This window comes from Comamonas antarctica (assembly GCF_013363755.1).
GTDB classification, from domain to species: Bacteria; Pseudomonadota; Gammaproteobacteria; order Burkholderiales; family Burkholderiaceae_C; genus Comamonas; species Comamonas antarctica.
This window is the reverse complement of the sequence record NZ_CP054840.1, coordinates 3,610,219-3,625,968: the sequence shown is the minus strand read 5'-3', so window position 1 is coordinate 3,625,968 and position 15,750 is coordinate 3,610,219. Positions and strand designations below refer to the sequence as shown.

The window sequence follows — 15,750 nt, the reverse complement described above, 5'->3', positions numbered from 1 at the left end:
CTCGCTTCATACGAGACAAGGCCGCCCCAGGCCACAGCATTTTCCAAGGACCTGCACATGACACACATCGCGCGCCGCCACTTCGGCCTGACGGCACTTGCCGCCACCCTCATCGGCTGCTCGGCCAGCGCCTGGTCCAGCGACGCGGCCTATCCGAATCCCGCGCGCCAGGTGCGCATCATCGTGCCGTTCACCGCGGGCGGCAGCTCGGATGTGCAGGCGCGCATGCTCGCCGACAAGCTCGGCCGTCTCTGGGACCAGCCGGTCGTGGTCGAAAACAAGCCCGGCGCGGGCGGCCACCTGGGCGGACGCTATGTCGCGGACCAGCCCGCCGACGGCTATACGCTGATGGTCGGCTCGATCGGCCTGCACGCGGCCTATGGCATCTACAAGAAACTGCCGTACAACCCGGCCACCGATCTGCGGGTGGTGACGGTGCTGGCCGAAATGCCGCATGTGGTCGTTGCCGCGCCAGCGCTGCCGGCCAGCGACATGCAGCAATTGACGGCATTGGCCAAGAAGGCGCCGGGCACGGTGAACTTCGGTTCCGCCGGCGTGGGCTCGTCGGTGCACATGATGGGCGAACTCTACAAGCTGCAGTCGGGCGCGCCCATCGTGCATGTGCCTTACCGCGGCAGCTCGGCCGCGCTCAATGACCTGCTGGGCAACCAGATCCAGCTGATGTTCGAGAACCCGCCGACGGTGCTGGGCCACATCCGCGCCGGCAAGATGAAGGCGCTGGCCGTGACCGGCAAGCAGCGGCTGGCGGCACTGCCCGATGTGCCCACCGCTGCCGAAGCCGGCATCCAGGGCTTCGAAGCCACGTCGTGGACCACGGTGGCGGTATCGGCCAAAGTGCCGCCAGCGATTGTCGAGAAGATCAGCGCCGACGTGCGCAAGGTCATCAACACGCCCGAGTTCCGCAAGGGTCTTGAGGAGCAGGGCATGACGGCCGTGGCCAACAGCCTGCCCGATGCACAGCGCTTCGTGGCCCAGGAGAAAGTCCGCTGGGACCGCGTGATTCTCGAGGGCAAGGTCTCGGCCGACTGAGGCCGGACCGGCGCACGCCTGCATTTCCCTGTCCGGGCCCCCGGCCCGCTTCCTTCCAGCCTTCCACTTCCCGCATGACCGAGTCCGCCAATCCCGCTTCCTATGTCTCCTGCCGCCGCGTGGGCGACGGCCACCAGCACCATTTCTTTGGCTACTACAACAAGTCGAACTGGGACCGGACCAACCGCCTGATCGCAGGCCAGCGCACCCCGGCCATGGACCAGTACCTCACGCCCGACGCCAAGGCGACCGTAGGCTATTTCGACACGCTGGACGGCGACCGCTTCCATGCCTTGGGCGAGACCGGCGCCTGGAACTGGCAGATGGGTAGCCAGCTGCAGTGGCTCGACGGCGCTCCGGGGCGGCAACTGGTCTACAACGACCGGACGGGCGACAGCGCGGCGCGCTACCCGGGCTTTGGCGCCGTGGTGGTCGATGTCGACACGCTCGCGCGCCGCGTGCTGCCCATGCCGGTCTACGTGGCCGCGCCCAGCAGCCAGTGGGCGCTGTCGGTCGACTACCGGCGCCTGTATGTGACGCACGAGACGATTGGCTACAGCGAAACCGGCGGCCCGTTCGCGCTGCCGCTCGCGCCCGCGGACGACGGCATCTGGCGCATGGACCTGGCCACGGGCGCGGCCGCGCTGCTGGTCAGCTATGCGGGCCTGAAAGCCTTCCACCCCCGGAAGTCGATGGAGAAAGCCATCCACTGGGTCAGCCACATCGAAGTCAATCCGGCTTCGTCGCGCATCCTGTTCCTGCACCGCTGGACCGAGCGCGTGAAGGATGAAACCTGCTTCCTGCACCGCCTGATCACCATGAACCCCGACGGCTCGGAAATGCGCCTGCTCGAATGCTCGGACCACCCGCTGCCGCAGCTTGCCGCCGACTTCGACCCGGGCGCCGTGGGTACGTTCGACTACGAGAAATCCGAATATCAGATCTCGCACCCGCTGTGGCAGGACGACAGCCACATCATCGTCTGGGGCCCGCATGCGGGCGAGATCCACTACCACCTCTACCATGACATCGAGGGCGGCGCGGTCGAGGTCATCGGGCGCGAGGTGCTGGTCGAGAACGGCCATATGAGCTTCTCGCCGGTGAGCACGCGCTGGCTGCTCAGCGACACCTACCCTGACGACCAGACGCACGAGCGCTTCCTGTTCCTGTTCGACATGCACACCGGCGCGCGCCGCAACCTGGGCAGCTTCTACGCCACGCCCGACCTGAGCAAGGAAAACCGCTGCGACCTGCACCCGCGCTGGAGCCGCGACGGGCGCCAGGTCTGCATCGACTCGGTGCATGAGGGGCAGCGCCAGATGTATGTGCTGGATGTGTCGGCGATCGTCGGCGCCTGAGCCTGAAACGAAAAAAAGGCGGTCCCTCGGGACCGCCTTTTTGCGTGCCGGCAGCGCTTACTGCGCCGTCGCGACGAGCTTGCCGTTGGCGTCCTTGGCCACATTCACGGTCAGCACCGGGATCGGCGTGCTGTTGCCGCCGTTGCCGCGCTCCGCGCCCACGCCCAGCACCCGGGTCACGGGCTGGCCGCCCTGCGCAAAGGTCACCTGCACCGTGGCCGTGCGGCCGGTGGCGCGCGCATAGTTGTTGATGCCGATGCGGTAGGTGCCTTCCTGCAGCACCGCAGGATCGCAGGACGCATAGTAGTGCTCCGGACCATTGGCGACGACGTTGTCGACATCGAGCATGCCGACCTGGCCGCGCATGTTCGAGTAGTAGACATGCGCGCCGCCGGGCTCGAAGGTATGCAGGTCGACATCACCTTCGCCATCCCAGGTCAGCATGGTCGTGAAGAAGCCGCGGCTGCCCAGCGCCGTGGGCGTGGCCAGTGCATACAGGCTTTGCTCGGCCATCTGCTTCACGCGCGCACGGCCGGCGCGACGTGCGTCGAGGTAGGTGTCGATCAGCGTGTGGCCGCTCAGGTCCTTGTCGGCCGCGGGCAGCGTCAGATTGATCTCGGGCACGCTGCTCCAGCCGAACGCACGCAGGCCGTTGATCACCAGGTCGATGTCCGCGAGCACGTGCGGGCCGCGCAGCGTGAGCGACGCCGGTGCGATATGCGTGACCGCGACGCTGTCCGTCGCGTACTTCGACTTGGCGTAATCGTAGGCCGGGTTCACGAACAGATTGCCTTGCGAGTGCGCGACAAACAGCAGCTTCTGGCCTTCGGTGGCCAGCGTGTCGATGGTGAGGCGGTGCTGGGCGTAGTTCAGCGCGGTGGGCGGGTTGCTCAGCAGGCTGGCCCAGGTCGCGGCCACCTTCAGCGAGATCGCCGAGTAGATGCCTTCGACGAGCACCGCGGGCGCGCTCATGACGTCGCGCAGCCGGGTCAGCAGCGGACGCTGGGTGTCGCTGGCGGCATCCCACAGGTACTCGAAGCGCTGGGCCAGTTCGCCGCTGGCATCGAACTCGTTGGCGCGCTGCATGAACACCTCGGCAATGTCCTGGGCCATGGTGGCATCGTTGCTCGCGCCGGTGGTGTTGTAGAAGTTCTCGAACTCCACGGGTTCGCCGTTGTACTCCTCGTCCAGCAGTTCCTGCAGCGCCATGCGGCCGTCAATGGCCTGCGGCAAGGTGTTCCAGACCCCGTTGAAGAAACCGACGGTATAGCCGCGTGCCGCGCAGATGTTCTCATTGGCGGCATGCGCCGGGAATGCCGCGGCCAGCAGCAGGACGGCCGGCAGGCAGGCGGCGCGCAGCCGCGCATAAGTGCGTTCAATCACAGTTCACCGTCCTTTCGTTCTTCAGCACGCTGCCGTCCATGGCAGAGTTGAATTTCATGTAGGCCTCGTAGCGGGCCCGCGTATTGACGGTCAGCTTCTCGATCTCGCGCACCATGGGCGATGCGGACCCGGACGGGTAGGTCTTCCAGATGCAGGTCACCGATGTGTTCATGCTGTTGGCCACGCTGCGCAGCGCGTTCTGGTCCTGCGTGTCGACCGTCATGGCTGTGCTCAGCGAGCGGCTGAAGGACTTGAGGCTGTTCTTCTGCGGCTGGGTATCCGACTTGCTGTCGATGTGGCGTTCGATATCGTCGCGCACGCCATCGGCATTCGCGTCGGTGCCGGTCAGGCTGGCACTGCGGTCGAGCACCGGCAGTTCGCCCGATGCCTCGAGCTTGGCAAAGGCCTGGCTGACCGTGAGCGGTGCCGTGGAACCGCCACCGCCACCGCCACCGCCGTTGTCGCCACCGCCGCCTCCGGCAGTGCCGTCATTGTTCCCGCCATCCCCGCCACAGGCCGAGACCATGGCGGCTGCCAGGATTGGCAATCCCCATTTCCTTAGTTGCTTCATGTCGATCTCCTTACGTCCGGAAATGCTAACGAGGTACATATATACAGATGTAAGGATGTGTCGCAGGGGCGCATGGAAATGTAAAGAACTGCATTCCCATTTCCATTCCCATTTCATTTTTTCAGAGTGGAACCACTTGGTTCGAGCCGTGTCCAACTCATCGACAGCGCGGAACGGTGTTCCGGCCGGCACGGCGCAGCCGCCCCCTGGGCCTCATCAAATGGAAATGCAATGGCTCTGAAAGACAAACCACGGGAGTCAGCCGCACCGCAGACTCCGGAGACTGACAGCGTCTCCACAGGCGACATCGTGAAACTGACCTTCAATGTCCCCAAGTCCACGCGCCAGCACTGGAAGCAGGCGGCGTTGCACCGCCACATGACCGTGACCGACCTGATTGTCGAGGCCATGGAAAAGCATCTTTCATGACCGGCGCGCGCAAAAAAGCTGCCCGCAGGCAGCTTCCTGTTGCTGGGTCGCCGCCGTGACCTGGTTCAATGCGCCGTGGCCTGGAACTTGCCGTTGGCGTCCCTGGCGACGCTCACCGTCAGCACCGGGAGCGGGTCATGGTTGCCGCCGGTGGCGCGTTCCGCGCCGACCGCGAGCTCCCGAGTCACGGGCTGGCCGCCCTGTGCGAACGTGACCTGCACCGTGGCCGTGCGCCCGGTGGCGCCAAGGTAGTTGTTGATGCCGAAGCGGTAGCTGCCTTCCTGCAGCTGGGCCGTGTTGCAGGAAGCGTAGTAATGCTCGGGTCCGTTGGCGACGGTGTTGTCGAGGTCCAGTGCACCGACCTGGCCGCCCGGGTGCGAAAAGTAGACATGGGCGCCGCCAGGCTCGAAGGTGTGCAGGTCGACATCGCCGGAACCATCCCAGGTCAGCATCGTCGTGAAGAATCCGCGGCTGCCCGCCGCGTTGGGCGTCACCAGCGAGGCCAGGCCCTGTTCGGCCATTTGCTTGACACGCTCGCGGCCCGGACGGCTTGCGTCGAGATAGGTGTTGAACAGCGTGTGGCCGCTGGGGTCCGTATCGGACGTCGGCAGCACCAGGTTGATTTCCGGCACGCTGTTCCAGCCGAAGAGGCGCAGGCCGTTGATCACCAGGTCGATATCGGCCAGCAGGTGCGGGCCGCGCAGCGTGAGCGAGGCTGGCGCGATATGCGTGGCGGCGATGCTGTTGGTGCCAAGCCGGGTCTTGGCATAGTCGTAGGCCGGGTTCAGGAACAGATTGCCTTGCGAATGCGCGACAAACAGCATCTTCTGGCCTTCGGTGACCAGCGTGTCGACGGTCAGGCGGTGCTGGGCCTGGTCCAGCGCCGTCGGCGGGTGGCTCAGCAGCGTGGCAAGGCCCGCAACCAGCTTGGTGGAAATCGCGGTATAGATATTTTCCAGAAGCGCGACGGGAATGCTCAGTGCATCGCGCAGCTGCGTCATCAAGGGGCGCTTCGGGTCGGTGGCGGCATCCCAGAGATACTCGAAGCGCCGCGCCAGCTCGCCGCTGGTGTCGATTTCATTGGCGCGCTGGATGAATACCTCGGCAATGTCCTGCGCCATGGTGGCGCCGTTTTCCGTGCCGGTGGTGTTGTAGAAGTTCTTGTATTCAACGTGCTCGCCGTTGTAATCGTTCCCCAGCAACTCCTTCAGGAAATATCGCCCATTGATGGCCTTCCGAGTGGTATTCCATACACCGTTGAAGAAGCCCACCGTATAACCGCGAGCTTCACAGATATTGCCTTCGACAGCCTGAACAGGTAACGTCGTGGCCAGCAGCAGGGCGGCCCAAAGACAGGTGGCGACCGACCGTGCGCAAATGTGTTTAGTCACAGTGCAACTCCTTGTCTTCGCTGATCACCGAGCCGTTCATCGCAGAGTTGAATCTCATATAGGCGTCATAGCGAGCCCGCGTGTTTACCGTCAGCTTTTCGATTTCGTCCCCTAGGGGTGAGGCCGCGCCGGCGGGATAAGCCTTCCACATGCAACCTACCGAAGTGTTGAGGCTGTTGGCCACACTTCGCAGCGCGTTCGGGTCCTTGGTATCTACCGTCATGGCCTGGTTCAAGACCCGGCTCAAGGCCTTGAGGCTGTTTTTCTGCGCCTGGGTGCCGGGCTTGCTGTCGATATAGCGGTCTATATCGTCGCGCACGCCATTGGCGTTGATGTCAGGACCTGCGAGGCTGTCGCTGCGGTCGAGGATGGGCAATTTCCCCGCATTCTCGAGCTTGGTAAAGGCTTCTTTGAAGTTGGCAGGCGCTGGCGCGCCGCCGGCAACGCGGTCCGAGCCTTTGCCATCTCCGCTACAGGCCGAGATCATGGCGACCACCAGCACGCCGGGCCATCCCCATTTCCAAAGTTGCTTCATGTTCATCTCCCTGCGTGAGGAAATGCCGAGGGTGGGGCAGCAGCAATGCGCGCAATGGCCGTGTCCCTGACGCGATTGTGAAACTGCCAATCCAACTCCCGAAGTCCATATTTCAGAGACGGAAGCAAGCTCACTCGCGCCTGGCGATGCGGCATGAAAAAGGCCCCGACATGCGGGGCCTTGCAGGGCGAGCTTTGCGTGCGGCTTACTGGAAGCCCAGCGAATGCGGCAGCCAGGTGGACAGTTCGGGAATGAACGTCAGCAGGATCAGCACGGCGAGATGGGCCAGCAGGAACAGCGGCATCTCGCGCGTCAGGTCGGTGATCGACACGCGCGTCGCGACCGCGGTCACGAACAGCAGGCCGCCCACGGGCGGCGTGATCATGCCCAGCGTCAGGTTGACGATCACGACCATGGCGAAGTGCGTCGGATCGATGCCCAGGCTGAAGGCAATCGGCGCCAGGATGGGCACCAGGATCATCACGCCGGGCAGCGGCTCCATGAAGATGCCGAACACCAGCAGCAGGATATTGACCGCCACCAGGAACAGCGCCGGCGACAGCTCCCAGCTGATGATCAGCTGCGACAGGTACTGCGGTATGCCTTCCACGGTGAGCACCCACGCAAACGCGGCCGAGGTGGCCATGACCAGCAGCACCGAAGCCGTGAGCATCGCCGAGCGTGCGGTGATGCCGGGAATCGCCTTCCATTCAAGCGTGCGGTAGATCCACTTGCCGCAGACCAGCGCATAGAACACCGCGACCACCGAGGCTTCCGTCGGCGTGAAGATGCCGAAGCGGATACCGACCACGATCAGCACGATGAGCATCAGCGCAGGAATCGCCTTGAAGCTGGTGACCCACATCTCGCGCGCCGAGGGGCGCGGTTCGGACGAATGGTAATTGCGCTTCTTGCAGACCCACCAGTTGACGCCGGCCATGGCCAGCGCGATCAGGATGCCGGGAATGAAGCCGGCCATGAACAGCCCGCCAACCGAGACATTCTCGTCCTGCATCGCATAGATGATCATGCTCACCGAAGGAGGAATGATGGGCCCGACCACCGCCGTGCTGGCGGTGAGCGCGGCCGAGTAGGGGCGCGCATAGCCGGCCTTGTCCATCATCTTGACCATCATCGAGCCCGGGCCCGCGGCATCGGCCAGGGCCGAGCCGGAAATGCCCGAGAACAAGGTCAGCGACAGCACGTTGGCATAGCCCAGGCCGCCGCGCAGGTGGCCGACGAACTGCGCCGCGAAGCGCAGCAGCACATGCGTCAGCGCGCCACCCGACATCAGTTCTGCCGAGAGGATGAAGAACGGCACGGCCATCAGCGGAAAGCTGTCGATGCCGGTGAACATTTCCTTGAACACGACCAGCTGCGGATAGCGGCCGCCGACCAGCACGGCCAGCGCGGCCGAGATGGCCAGCGCGAAGGCCACCGGAAAGCCCAGCACGAGCAGGACGATGATGGCAATGAAAAGGGTGATACCCATGGTGCTTGAACCTCTTTTGATGGGTCTTCAGATGGACGCGGCAGCGTCCGCATTCATCTCGTCGGACTGGGCGTAATCGCCGGCCGTGATGTAGTTGCGGGCGACAAACAGCAGGTGCACCAGCATCAGCACGAAGCCCACGGGCATCGCGAGATAGATATAGGAAATCGGGATGTCGGTGGCGGCCGTGGTCTGGAAGCGTGTGGCCCAGACGTAGAGCACCGAGAAATAGGTCATGAACACGCAGAAGCCCGCAATGCCAAGCACCACGACGGCGCGCAGGAAGCGCGCGCTGCGGGTGCTCACGGCGCGGTGCAGGTTGTCGATGGCGACATGGCCGCCAAAGCGCAGCACCAGGCCCGAGCCCAGGAAGGTGACCCAGATCATCATGTGGCGCGCGACTTCTTCGGCCCAGACGATGGAGTCGCCGGTGGTGTAGCGCAGCACCACGTTGGCAAAGACAATGCAGGCCATGGCCAGCAGCAGCACGATGAGCAGCCAGCGGTTGCAGGCGACCAGAGCGCGTTCGATTCGTTCAAGCATAGGCATATCGGCTGTCATGGCGCGTGCCGGGAGGCACAGGCGCAGCCGCTTTCTGAAAAGGAATCACCCCTGGGGGTGCGCGCCCGCCGGAACGCTCCGGCAGGTGCGATGCACAGCGCGGGCCGCGGCGGGCCCGGCTGCGCCGAGGCTCACTTGGTATTCGAGATCGCGTCCAGGGTCTTCTGGCCGAACTTGGTGGCGTATTGCTTGTAGGCCGGCTCGAGGGCCTTGCGGAATGCGGCCTGGTCGACTTTTTCCACGACCTGCATGCCGTGCGACTTGGCTTCCTCGACACCCTTCTTCTCGACGGCGTCGACAAACGCGCGCGAGGCCATCGCACCGCTCTTGGCGCCTTGCGTGAACGCGGCCTTCTGCGCGTCGTTCAGGCTGCCCCAGAAGCTGGGCGAGACGATCAGCGCCACGGGCGCGTAGACATGCGCGCTCAGCGTCAGGTGCTTTTGCACTTGCCACAGCTTGGCCGACGACAGCACCGAGATCGGGTTTTCCTGGCCGTCGATGGTGCCCTGCTGCAGCGCGCCGATCACTTCGGGCCAGGACATGGGCGTGGGCGAAGCGCCCAGGGTGCGGAAGGCGGTGATGTGCACCGGGTTTTCCGTCACGCGGATCTTCAGGCCCTTGAGGTCGGCCACGTTCTGCACCGCGTGCTTGTTGTTGGTCAGGTGGCGAAAGCCCTGTTCGCCCCAGGCCAGCGCGATCAGGCCGCGCTTGTGGAACTTGCCCAGCAGGTCCTGGCCGAAGGCGCCGTCCAGCACGGCACGCGCATGGGCGGTGTCGCGGAACAGGAAGGGGATGTCGACCACGCCGACGTCGGGCACGAAGTTGCTCAGCGCGCCGGTGGAGACGATCACCGCCTCGACCGTGCCCAGCTGCAGGCCTTCGATCAGCTCGCGCTCGCCGCCCAGGGCCGAGGCCGGGAACTGCTTGAACTTGAACGCGTTGCTGGTGCTCTTTTCCACCGAGTCGGCCCAGGCCTGGGCGGCCGCGCCATAGTGCGAGTTGATTGCCAGCGCGTAACCGATCTTGACTTCCTTGGACTGGGCAAGGGCCGGCATGGCAGCGGCAGCAGCGGCGGCCGCAACGCAGGTGGCAACAAAGGAACGGCGAATCAGGCGCATGGCATTGTCTCTTGTGGGTAAGGAATAGGAACGGGAATGCTGGCGCATTTTAGGTGCTGTTGCCTTGGAACAAGAGGCCATTGCACGGGCGTTGTCGGACATTGCCGACATTCGTGCGACAGCCCATGCGCCATTGGCGATGGATGCCATCGCCAATGGCGCGGGCTATGGTCTGCGTCAAGCGTTGGCGGTGGCCAGGATCGCCCTGGAGAGTTCGACGAAACCGTCGCCGCGCTCGCTGGGCGTTACGTAGCGCGGCAGGTGGGTGAGCTGGGGCACGAAGCGTGCGATGTTCGCCACGCCAAAGCTGTGGCCGAAACGCTCGAACATCAGCTGGTCATTGGTGGAGTCCCCGATGTAGACCCAGCGGTCGAGTTCGCCGGCCAGGTCGCGGCCGAACAGCGTGCGCACGATCCACTGCGCGCCTTCCCACTTGTTGTGCGCGCCAAACCAGCCGTTGATGTGGATCGAGCTCACGGTGGCATTCATGCCGGCGGCGCGCATGATGGCCACGCATTCGTCGATCTGTGCCTGGGGCAGATGGGTGAACTCGCTGTGGTCGACGGCAATGTCGCATTCGCGGCCGGCCGAGTCGGTGGCGCGGCGCGCACCGGGTACCTGAGCCTCGATCTGTTCGAGCACCTGCTGCATGCGCGCGTAGTTCGCGCGGCGCGTGGCTTCATCCTGTTGGTACAGCTTGTCGAGGCCGCCTTGCGCGTTGCGGCGCAGCGCCACGGCACCGTTTTCGGCCACGATCGCATCGACCGGCCAGACGCGCGCGAACGGCTCGCTCCAGCCCACCGGGCGGCCGGTGATGGGCACGATCTTCAGGCCGGCGGCGTGCAGCGCGGCCATCGATGCGACCACATGTTCGGGCACTTCGCCCTCGGTGGTCAGCGTGTCGTCGATATCGGTGAGCACACCGAGCAACTGGCCCGCAGCAGGGCGGGGCCACTGCGCCAAAGGCAGCAAATTTTCCTGGGACATCAAAACGGCAATCTCAATCAGCTGTTGCTCAGCGACAAGCCCGCGTGCTCGCGCAGCGGATGGAAGTGGATCTTGGGGAAACGCTCCTGGGCCAGGCGCACGTCGTAGGGCGAGGTGCACAGGTAGGCCAGGGTGCCGGCAGCGTCGTGCGCCATGCGTAGCACATAGGCGTTCTCGAATTCGCGCAGCTCGGCCGGGGTGTCGGCGGTGATCCAGCGCGCGCCCGTGTACTGGCAGGCTTCGAGGCGGATGTCGGCGTCGTACTCGGCCTTGAGGCGGTGCTGCACGACTTCGAACTGCAGCTGGCCGATCGCGCCCAGCAGCATGTTGCCGCCGGCATCGGGCTTGAACACCTGGATCGCGCCTTCCTCGCCGAGCTGGGCCAGGCCCTGCTGCAGCTGCTTGGTGCGCAGCGGGTTCTTCAGCACCACGGTCATGAACATTTCGGGTGCGAAGAACGGCAGGCCGGTGAACTGCAGCGCCGCGCCATCGGTGATGGTGTCGCCGAGCTGCACGCCGCCATGGATGGTGAAGCCGATGATGTCGCCCGCATAGGCTTCCTCGACGGCTTCGCGGCGCTGGCTCATGAAGGTCACGACCGAGGTCGGGCGCATGTCCTTGCCGGTGCGCTGCACGCGCAGCTTCATGCCCGGCACATAGCGGCCCGAGGCCACGCGCACGAACGCGATGCGGTCGCGGTGGTTGGCGTCCATGTTGGCCTGGACCTTGAACACCACGCCCGAGAAGCCCTTGTCGTCGGGCTCGATGGTCTTGACCACGGGCTGCTTGTTGACCACCAGCGTGCTGGTGCGCGGACCCGGCGGGGGCGACATGTCGACCAGTGCATCGAGCACTTCCATCACGCCGAAGTTGTTCACGCCGGAGCCGAAGAACACCGGCGTCAGCTTGCCGGCGAGGAATGCCTCATGGTCCCATTCCGGCGATGCGCCCACGGCCAGTTCCATGCTTTCCATCGCGGTGTCGAAGGTGTCGCCGAAGCGCGCGCGCAGCTTGTCGACATCGCTCAGTGGAATGGTCTCGAAATCCTGCGGACGGCGCTCGCTGCCCGATTCGAACACCGTCATGGTGCGCGTGCGCAGGTTGATGATGCCGCCGAAGCTCTTGCCCTGGCCCACGGGCCAGGTCATGGGGCAGCAGGGCATGCCGAGTTCGCGCTCGACCTCGTCCATGATGTCCAGCGGGTCGCGCACTTCGCGGTCCATCTTGTTGACGAAGGTGATGATGGGCGTGTCGCGCTGGCGGCAGACCTCGATCAGCCGGCGCGTCTGGGCTTCGACGCCGTTGGCCGCATCGATGACCATCAGTGCCGAGTCGACGGCCGTCAGCACGCGGTAGGTGTCTTCGGAGAAGTCCTTGTGGCCCGGGGTGTCGAGCAGGTTCACGACATGGTCGCGGTACGACATCTGCATGACCGACGAGGCCACCGAGATGCCGCGCTGCTTTTCGATTTCCATCCAGTCGGACGTGGCATGGCGGCTGGCCTTGCGGCCCTTGACGGCGCCCGCGATCTGGATCGCGCCCGAGAACAGCAACAGCTTTTCGGTCAGCGTGGTCTTGCCCGCGTCCGGGTGGGAAATGATGGCGAACGTGCGGCGGCGCCGGGTTTCAGAAGCGTAGGACACTTTGGTACGGGTGCGTGGCCGCTCGCGGCAAAGCGTGCGGCAGGGAGGCGGACAGGCGCGCATACGTGCGGGGCGCTGGTACAGCGCCGGCAGACGGGGCCCGGGGAAGACCAGGATTTTAGCGACCACAGCGCAGCAATGGGGCGCGGCGGGAATAAACGCGGCCGCCATGGGGCATGCGCGATGCGGCGTTGATGGCATGCCGACATCTGCATGGATGGCATGGCCGGGCTCCGGCTTCTGGGACCATCGAGTCGGCGGCATGCAACGCGGAACCATCGACGCGCGCTGCCGCCAACGAGGAGGCTGTGCGATGAAAACCATTCTGGCGCTGGCCGCGCAACGCAAGGAGCGTCTCGCTGCCCACCCGTTCTTCAGCTGGATCCGCGACCCCCGCGTGCCTGCGCACATCAAGCTCGACATTGCGCCGATCATGGCGAACTTCGTCATGAACTTCCGCGACATGAACCTGTGGTTCATCCGCTTTGCCGGGGTATCCAACCAGTTCGAGGAAGTGATCAACGGCAATACCGAAGAGGATGAAACCCACTCGCGGCTTTTCATCGAGGATTGGCGCAAGCTGCATCTCGACGAGAAGCTGGGCTGGCGCGCATCCGACACGCTGTGGTGGCTGTTCCAAGCCGCCGAAACCGAGCCGTTCCGGGGCTATGCGTTCGACTTTGCGCGCCTGGCCATGGACGACACTGGTGATCCCTTGCTCAGGTTCGCCCACTCGGAGGCCGGCGAAGCCTGCGGCAACGCCTTCTTCAGCGCCATCTGCCCGATCACGGCCGCGCTGCGCCAGCAGACACAGGTCGAATACCGCTATTTTGGCGATTACCACCTGCAGCGTGAACGCGGACATGTGATTGCGTCCGAAGGCATCTTCGACCGCCAGGAACTCGACCCGGTGCGGCGCGAGAAAGGCCTGGCGCTGGCCAATGCGATGTTCGATATCTTCTTCGGCATGCATGACTGCTTCCACGGCTATGCGCGCAACTACGTCGAGCGTGGAATCGTGCCGCAGCGCACGCGCGCGCCGCTGCCGCCGATGCGCCACAAGCCGGCAGGAGCGCCGGCGCAGGAGCTTGCCGCCACGGGCCGCAACATCCAGGTGCAACGCGTATTGGAAGGCCGCAAGGCCCGCGCGGCGCGCCACCCCTTCTATGCGTGGCTGCAGGCCAGCGGCCCGCTGTCCCCGTTGCACCGCCTGCAGCGCTTCATTCCAATGTGGGTGATGGACATCATGGGCTACCGCGACCTGAACCGCTACGCGCTGCGTTTCAAGTCGCCGGCCAGCCCCGCCGAGCGGGCCTTCAACCGCTGGGTACAGGCGCTGGAGACGCACAGCGCGTTGTTTCTCAACGATTGGGATGCCCTCGGCATGGACGACGCGCTGGGCTGGAGCGCCAGCAGCACGCTGGAATTCCTGTTCCTCGACCCGGGCACCGACGTGCACCGCAGCAATATCGCCCGCTTCACCAAGCTGGCCATTGCACATGAATCGCCGGCCTTGCGTTTCTGGCTGCTCGAGGCGCTCGAAGCCAGCGGCGAGGCCTTCTTTGCCAATACCCGCGCGCTGGCGCAGTCCATCGAGCGCACCACGGCCATGCGCCTCGATTACCTGGCCGACCGGCATTACCTGGCGCATCCCGAAGGCGAGGACCATCCCGCCCGCGGCCATCCGTTCAAGAGCCTGCCGCTTGGCGAGGAAGAAACGCAGATCGCCATCGCCATGGTGCACACCGTCTTTGACGCCGTCGACCGGCAGTTGACGCTGTCGCACGCCGTGGCCACGCAGGATTTCTTCGGCATCGACAGCGCCAGCCACGGCATCACGCGCGACACGGCGGCATTGGGGCCGGCATGAAACGCGGGCCGCTGCCGCCCGGACCGCAATGGCTGCGGCCGCTGAGTTTCTTCCAGGCCGGGCTGACGCCCCCGGCGCCGGTGCTCGCGCGCCTGGCGGCACGCCATGGCGACCCGTTCCGGGTGTCGTATCTCTCGCGGCCCGTCACCTTCACCGGCCACCCGGACGCGCTGCGGGCGATCTACACCGCCAGTCCCGACTGCTTCGAGGTGTGGGACGGGAGCTTCATCGAGCCGGTGTTCGGCCCGGCTTCGGTCGTGGTGACCTCAGGCGACCGGCATCGGCAGGACCGCAACCTCCTGGCGCCCGCGTTCAGCGGGCCCGCGATGCGCGCCGATGGCGCGGTGATGGCGGCTGTTGCCGAAGAAAAGATGGCGCAGATCGCGGTGGGGCAGCCGTTTCGCATGCTCGACGTGACCCAGCGCATCACGCTGGACATCATGATCCGGGTGGTGTTCGGCATGCAGGACGAGACGCGGATCGCGCGCACCCGCGCGGCGGTGCTCGAACTCATCGAGTCCCTGCATGTCATTCTTTTCCTGTTTCCCTCCGCGCGCCGCGTGCTGAGCGGCTGGGGGCCCTGGGCCAGGAACCAGCGCGCGGTGGAGGCATTGGGTGCGCTGCTGCGCGAGCAGATGCGCGAACGCCGCCTTGGCGCGGCGTCGGGCGCCGATCTGCTGGGCCGCATGCTGGCCGCGCGCTACGACGATGGCTCGGGCATGGACGACGCGCAAATCCTCGACCAGCTGCGCGGGCTGCTGTTTGCCGGGCACGAGGCGACGGCCACCGTGCTGGCCTGGATCTTCCACTGGCTGGGGCGCGAGCCGGCGGTGCTGGCGCGGGTCGCGCAGGAAATCAAGGACCTGGGCCCGGCGCCCGCGCCTGACGCGCTGGCGGCGCTGCCGTATCTTGAAATGGTCTGCAAGGAGTGCCTGCGCCTGTACCCGCCGGTGGTCGATTCGGCACGGGTCGTGCGCAAGCCATTTGCCTTGCTGGGCTACACGATCCCGGCGGGCGAAGTGCTGCGCGCTTCGAGCGCGCTGCTGCATGCCCGGCCTGCGCTCTATCCCGAACCCGAGCGCTTCCGGCCCGAACGCTTTGCCGAGCGCAAATATTCGTCGTTTGAATACATTCCCTTTGGCGGCGGTGCGCGCCGCTGCCTGGGCGCGGCCTTTGCGATGTATGAGCTGAAGGTGGTGGTGGCCAGCATCGTGCGCGGCCACCGGCTGCGCCTGCTGGACAAGCAGCCCCCGGTGCATGAGCGCCGTGCGCTGAGCCTGGGGCCACGCGGCGGCGTGCCCATGGTCGTGCAGGAGCGGCGGTCGCTGCCGCACCGATAGCGCCTGCGGCGGGGAGGCGGGC

Annotated in this window: 14 protein-coding genes; 5 read left to right on the top strand and 9 right to left on the bottom strand. The window is 65.4% G+C overall.

The window, feature by feature from the left end; translation table 11 throughout:
- Positions 1–57: 57 nt before the first annotated feature.
- Both HUK68_RS16870 and HUK68_RS16865 read left to right on the top strand, forming a co-directional pair.
- Positions 58–1,050: a Bug family tripartite tricarboxylate transporter substrate binding protein gene (locus HUK68_RS16870; RefSeq protein WP_175505246.1), complete on the top strand. Its 993-nt coding sequence runs from the start codon at positions 58–60 to the stop codon at positions 1,048–1,050.
- Between the two features lie 74 nt (positions 1,051–1,124).
- Positions 1,125–2,408, top strand: a complete 1,284-nt coding sequence (locus tag HUK68_RS16865; protein WP_175505245.1) for a TolB-like translocation protein — start codon at positions 1,125–1,127, stop codon at positions 2,406–2,408.
- A gap of 57 nt (positions 2,409–2,465) precedes the next feature.
- On the opposite strand, the gene HUK68_RS23305 is transcribed toward HUK68_RS16865, so the two are convergent.
- Together HUK68_RS23305 and HUK68_RS16855 are read right to left on the bottom strand one after the other, a co-directional pair.
- Positions 2,466–3,791: a DUF2135 domain-containing protein gene (locus tag HUK68_RS23305; protein ID WP_244146194.1), complete on the bottom strand. Its 1,326-nt coding sequence runs from the start codon at positions 3,789–3,791 to the stop codon at positions 2,466–2,468.
- Positions 3,784–4,338 carry a hypothetical protein gene (locus HUK68_RS16855; RefSeq protein WP_175505244.1) on the bottom strand — a complete coding sequence of 185 codons (555 nt, stop codon included), beginning with the start codon at positions 4,336–4,338 and terminating at the stop codon, positions 3,784–3,786. The genes HUK68_RS23305 and HUK68_RS16855 overlap by 8 nt, the downstream gene beginning before the upstream one ends.
- A gap of 255 nt (positions 4,339–4,593) precedes the next feature.
- Between HUK68_RS16855 and HUK68_RS16850 the strand changes: the two genes are divergently transcribed.
- Positions 4,594–4,791, top strand: coding sequence for a hypothetical protein (locus HUK68_RS16850; RefSeq protein ID WP_175505243.1), 198 nt, complete (start codon positions 4,594–4,596; stop codon positions 4,789–4,791).
- Positions 4,792–4,856: 65 nt separating this feature from the next.
- On the opposite strand, the gene HUK68_RS23300 is transcribed toward HUK68_RS16850, so the two are convergent.
- From HUK68_RS23300 to HUK68_RS16815, 7 genes are all read right to left on the bottom strand, one after another.
- Positions 4,857–5,993, bottom strand: a complete 1,137-nt coding sequence (locus HUK68_RS23300) for a DUF2135 domain-containing protein (RefSeq protein ID WP_244146193.1) — start codon at positions 5,991–5,993, stop codon at positions 4,857–4,859.
- Between the two features lie 181 nt (positions 5,994–6,174).
- Positions 6,175–6,717, bottom strand: a complete 543-nt coding sequence (locus HUK68_RS16840; protein ID WP_175505242.1) for a hypothetical protein — start codon at positions 6,715–6,717, stop codon at positions 6,175–6,177.
- 205 nt (positions 6,718–6,922) lie between these two features.
- Positions 6,923–8,209 (bottom strand): TRAP transporter large permease, encoded by a 1,287-nt coding sequence (locus tag HUK68_RS16835; RefSeq protein WP_175505241.1) that lies wholly within the window; start codon positions 8,207–8,209, stop codon positions 6,923–6,925.
- A 27-nt stretch (positions 8,210–8,236) separates the two neighbouring features.
- Complete coding sequence (locus tag HUK68_RS16830) at positions 8,237–8,752, bottom strand: TRAP transporter small permease (RefSeq protein WP_175505240.1); 516 nt, start codon at positions 8,750–8,752, stop codon at positions 8,237–8,239.
- A 149-nt stretch (positions 8,753–8,901) separates the two neighbouring features.
- Positions 8,902–9,888, bottom strand: coding sequence for a TRAP transporter substrate-binding protein (locus HUK68_RS16825; protein WP_175505239.1), 987 nt, complete (start codon positions 9,886–9,888; stop codon positions 8,902–8,904).
- 177 nt (positions 9,889–10,065) lie between these two features.
- A complete protein-coding gene (locus HUK68_RS16820; RefSeq protein ID WP_175505238.1) occupies positions 10,066–10,875 on the bottom strand; it encodes an HAD-IIB family hydrolase in 810 nt (269 codons plus the stop codon).
- Between the two features lie 17 nt (positions 10,876–10,892).
- Complete coding sequence (locus HUK68_RS16815) at positions 10,893–12,518, bottom strand: peptide chain release factor 3 (protein WP_175505237.1); 1,626 nt, start codon at positions 12,516–12,518, stop codon at positions 10,893–10,895.
- 313 nt (positions 12,519–12,831) lie between these two features.
- Between HUK68_RS16815 and HUK68_RS16810 the strand changes: the two genes are divergently transcribed.
- Both HUK68_RS16810 and HUK68_RS16805 read left to right on the top strand, forming a co-directional pair.
- Positions 12,832–14,388 carry a hypothetical protein gene (locus tag HUK68_RS16810; RefSeq protein ID WP_175505236.1) on the top strand — a complete coding sequence of 519 codons (1,557 nt, stop codon included), beginning with the start codon at positions 12,832–12,834 and terminating at the stop codon, positions 14,386–14,388.
- On the top strand, positions 14,385–15,728 hold the full coding sequence (locus HUK68_RS16805; RefSeq protein ID WP_175505235.1) for a cytochrome P450: 1,344 nt from the start codon (positions 14,385–14,387) through the stop codon (positions 15,726–15,728). The genes HUK68_RS16810 and HUK68_RS16805 overlap by 4 nt, the downstream gene beginning before the upstream one ends.
- Positions 15,729–15,750 lie beyond the last annotated feature (22 nt).

What these genes read in the sequence shown, in the direction of transcription:
- HUK68_RS16825 (WP_175505239.1), bottom strand. Translation starts at nt 9,888, where the DNA reads ATGCGCCTGATTCGCCGTTCCTTTGTTGCCACCTGCGTTGCGGCCGCC.
- HUK68_RS16835 (WP_175505241.1), bottom strand. Translation starts at nt 8,209, where the DNA reads ATGGGTATCACCCTTTTCATTGCCATCATCGTCCTGCTCGTGCTGGGC.
- HUK68_RS16850 (WP_175505243.1), top strand. Translation starts at nt 4,594, where the DNA reads ATGGCTCTGAAAGACAAACCACGGGAGTCAGCCGCACCGCAGACTCCG.
- HUK68_RS16830 (WP_175505240.1), bottom strand. Translation starts at nt 8,752, where the DNA reads ATGCTTGAACGAATCGAACGCGCTCTGGTCGCCTGCAACCGCTGGCTG.
- HUK68_RS16865 (WP_175505245.1), top strand. Translation starts at nt 1,125, where the DNA reads ATGACCGAGTCCGCCAATCCCGCTTCCTATGTCTCCTGCCGCCGCGTG.
- HUK68_RS16870 (WP_175505246.1), top strand. Translation starts at nt 58, where the DNA reads ATGACACACATCGCGCGCCGCCACTTCGGCCTGACGGCACTTGCCGCC.
- HUK68_RS16820 (WP_175505238.1), bottom strand. Translation starts at nt 10,875, where the DNA reads ATGTCCCAGGAAAATTTGCTGCCTTTGGCGCAGTGGCCCCGCCCTGCT.
- HUK68_RS16810 (WP_175505236.1), top strand. Translation starts at nt 12,832, where the DNA reads ATGAAAACCATTCTGGCGCTGGCCGCGCAACGCAAGGAGCGTCTCGCT.
- HUK68_RS16840 (WP_175505242.1), bottom strand. Translation starts at nt 6,717, where the DNA reads ATGAAGCAACTTTGGAAATGGGGATGGCCCGGCGTGCTGGTGGTCGCC.
- HUK68_RS16805 (WP_175505235.1), top strand. Translation starts at nt 14,385, where the DNA reads ATGAAACGCGGGCCGCTGCCGCCCGGACCGCAATGGCTGCGGCCGCTG.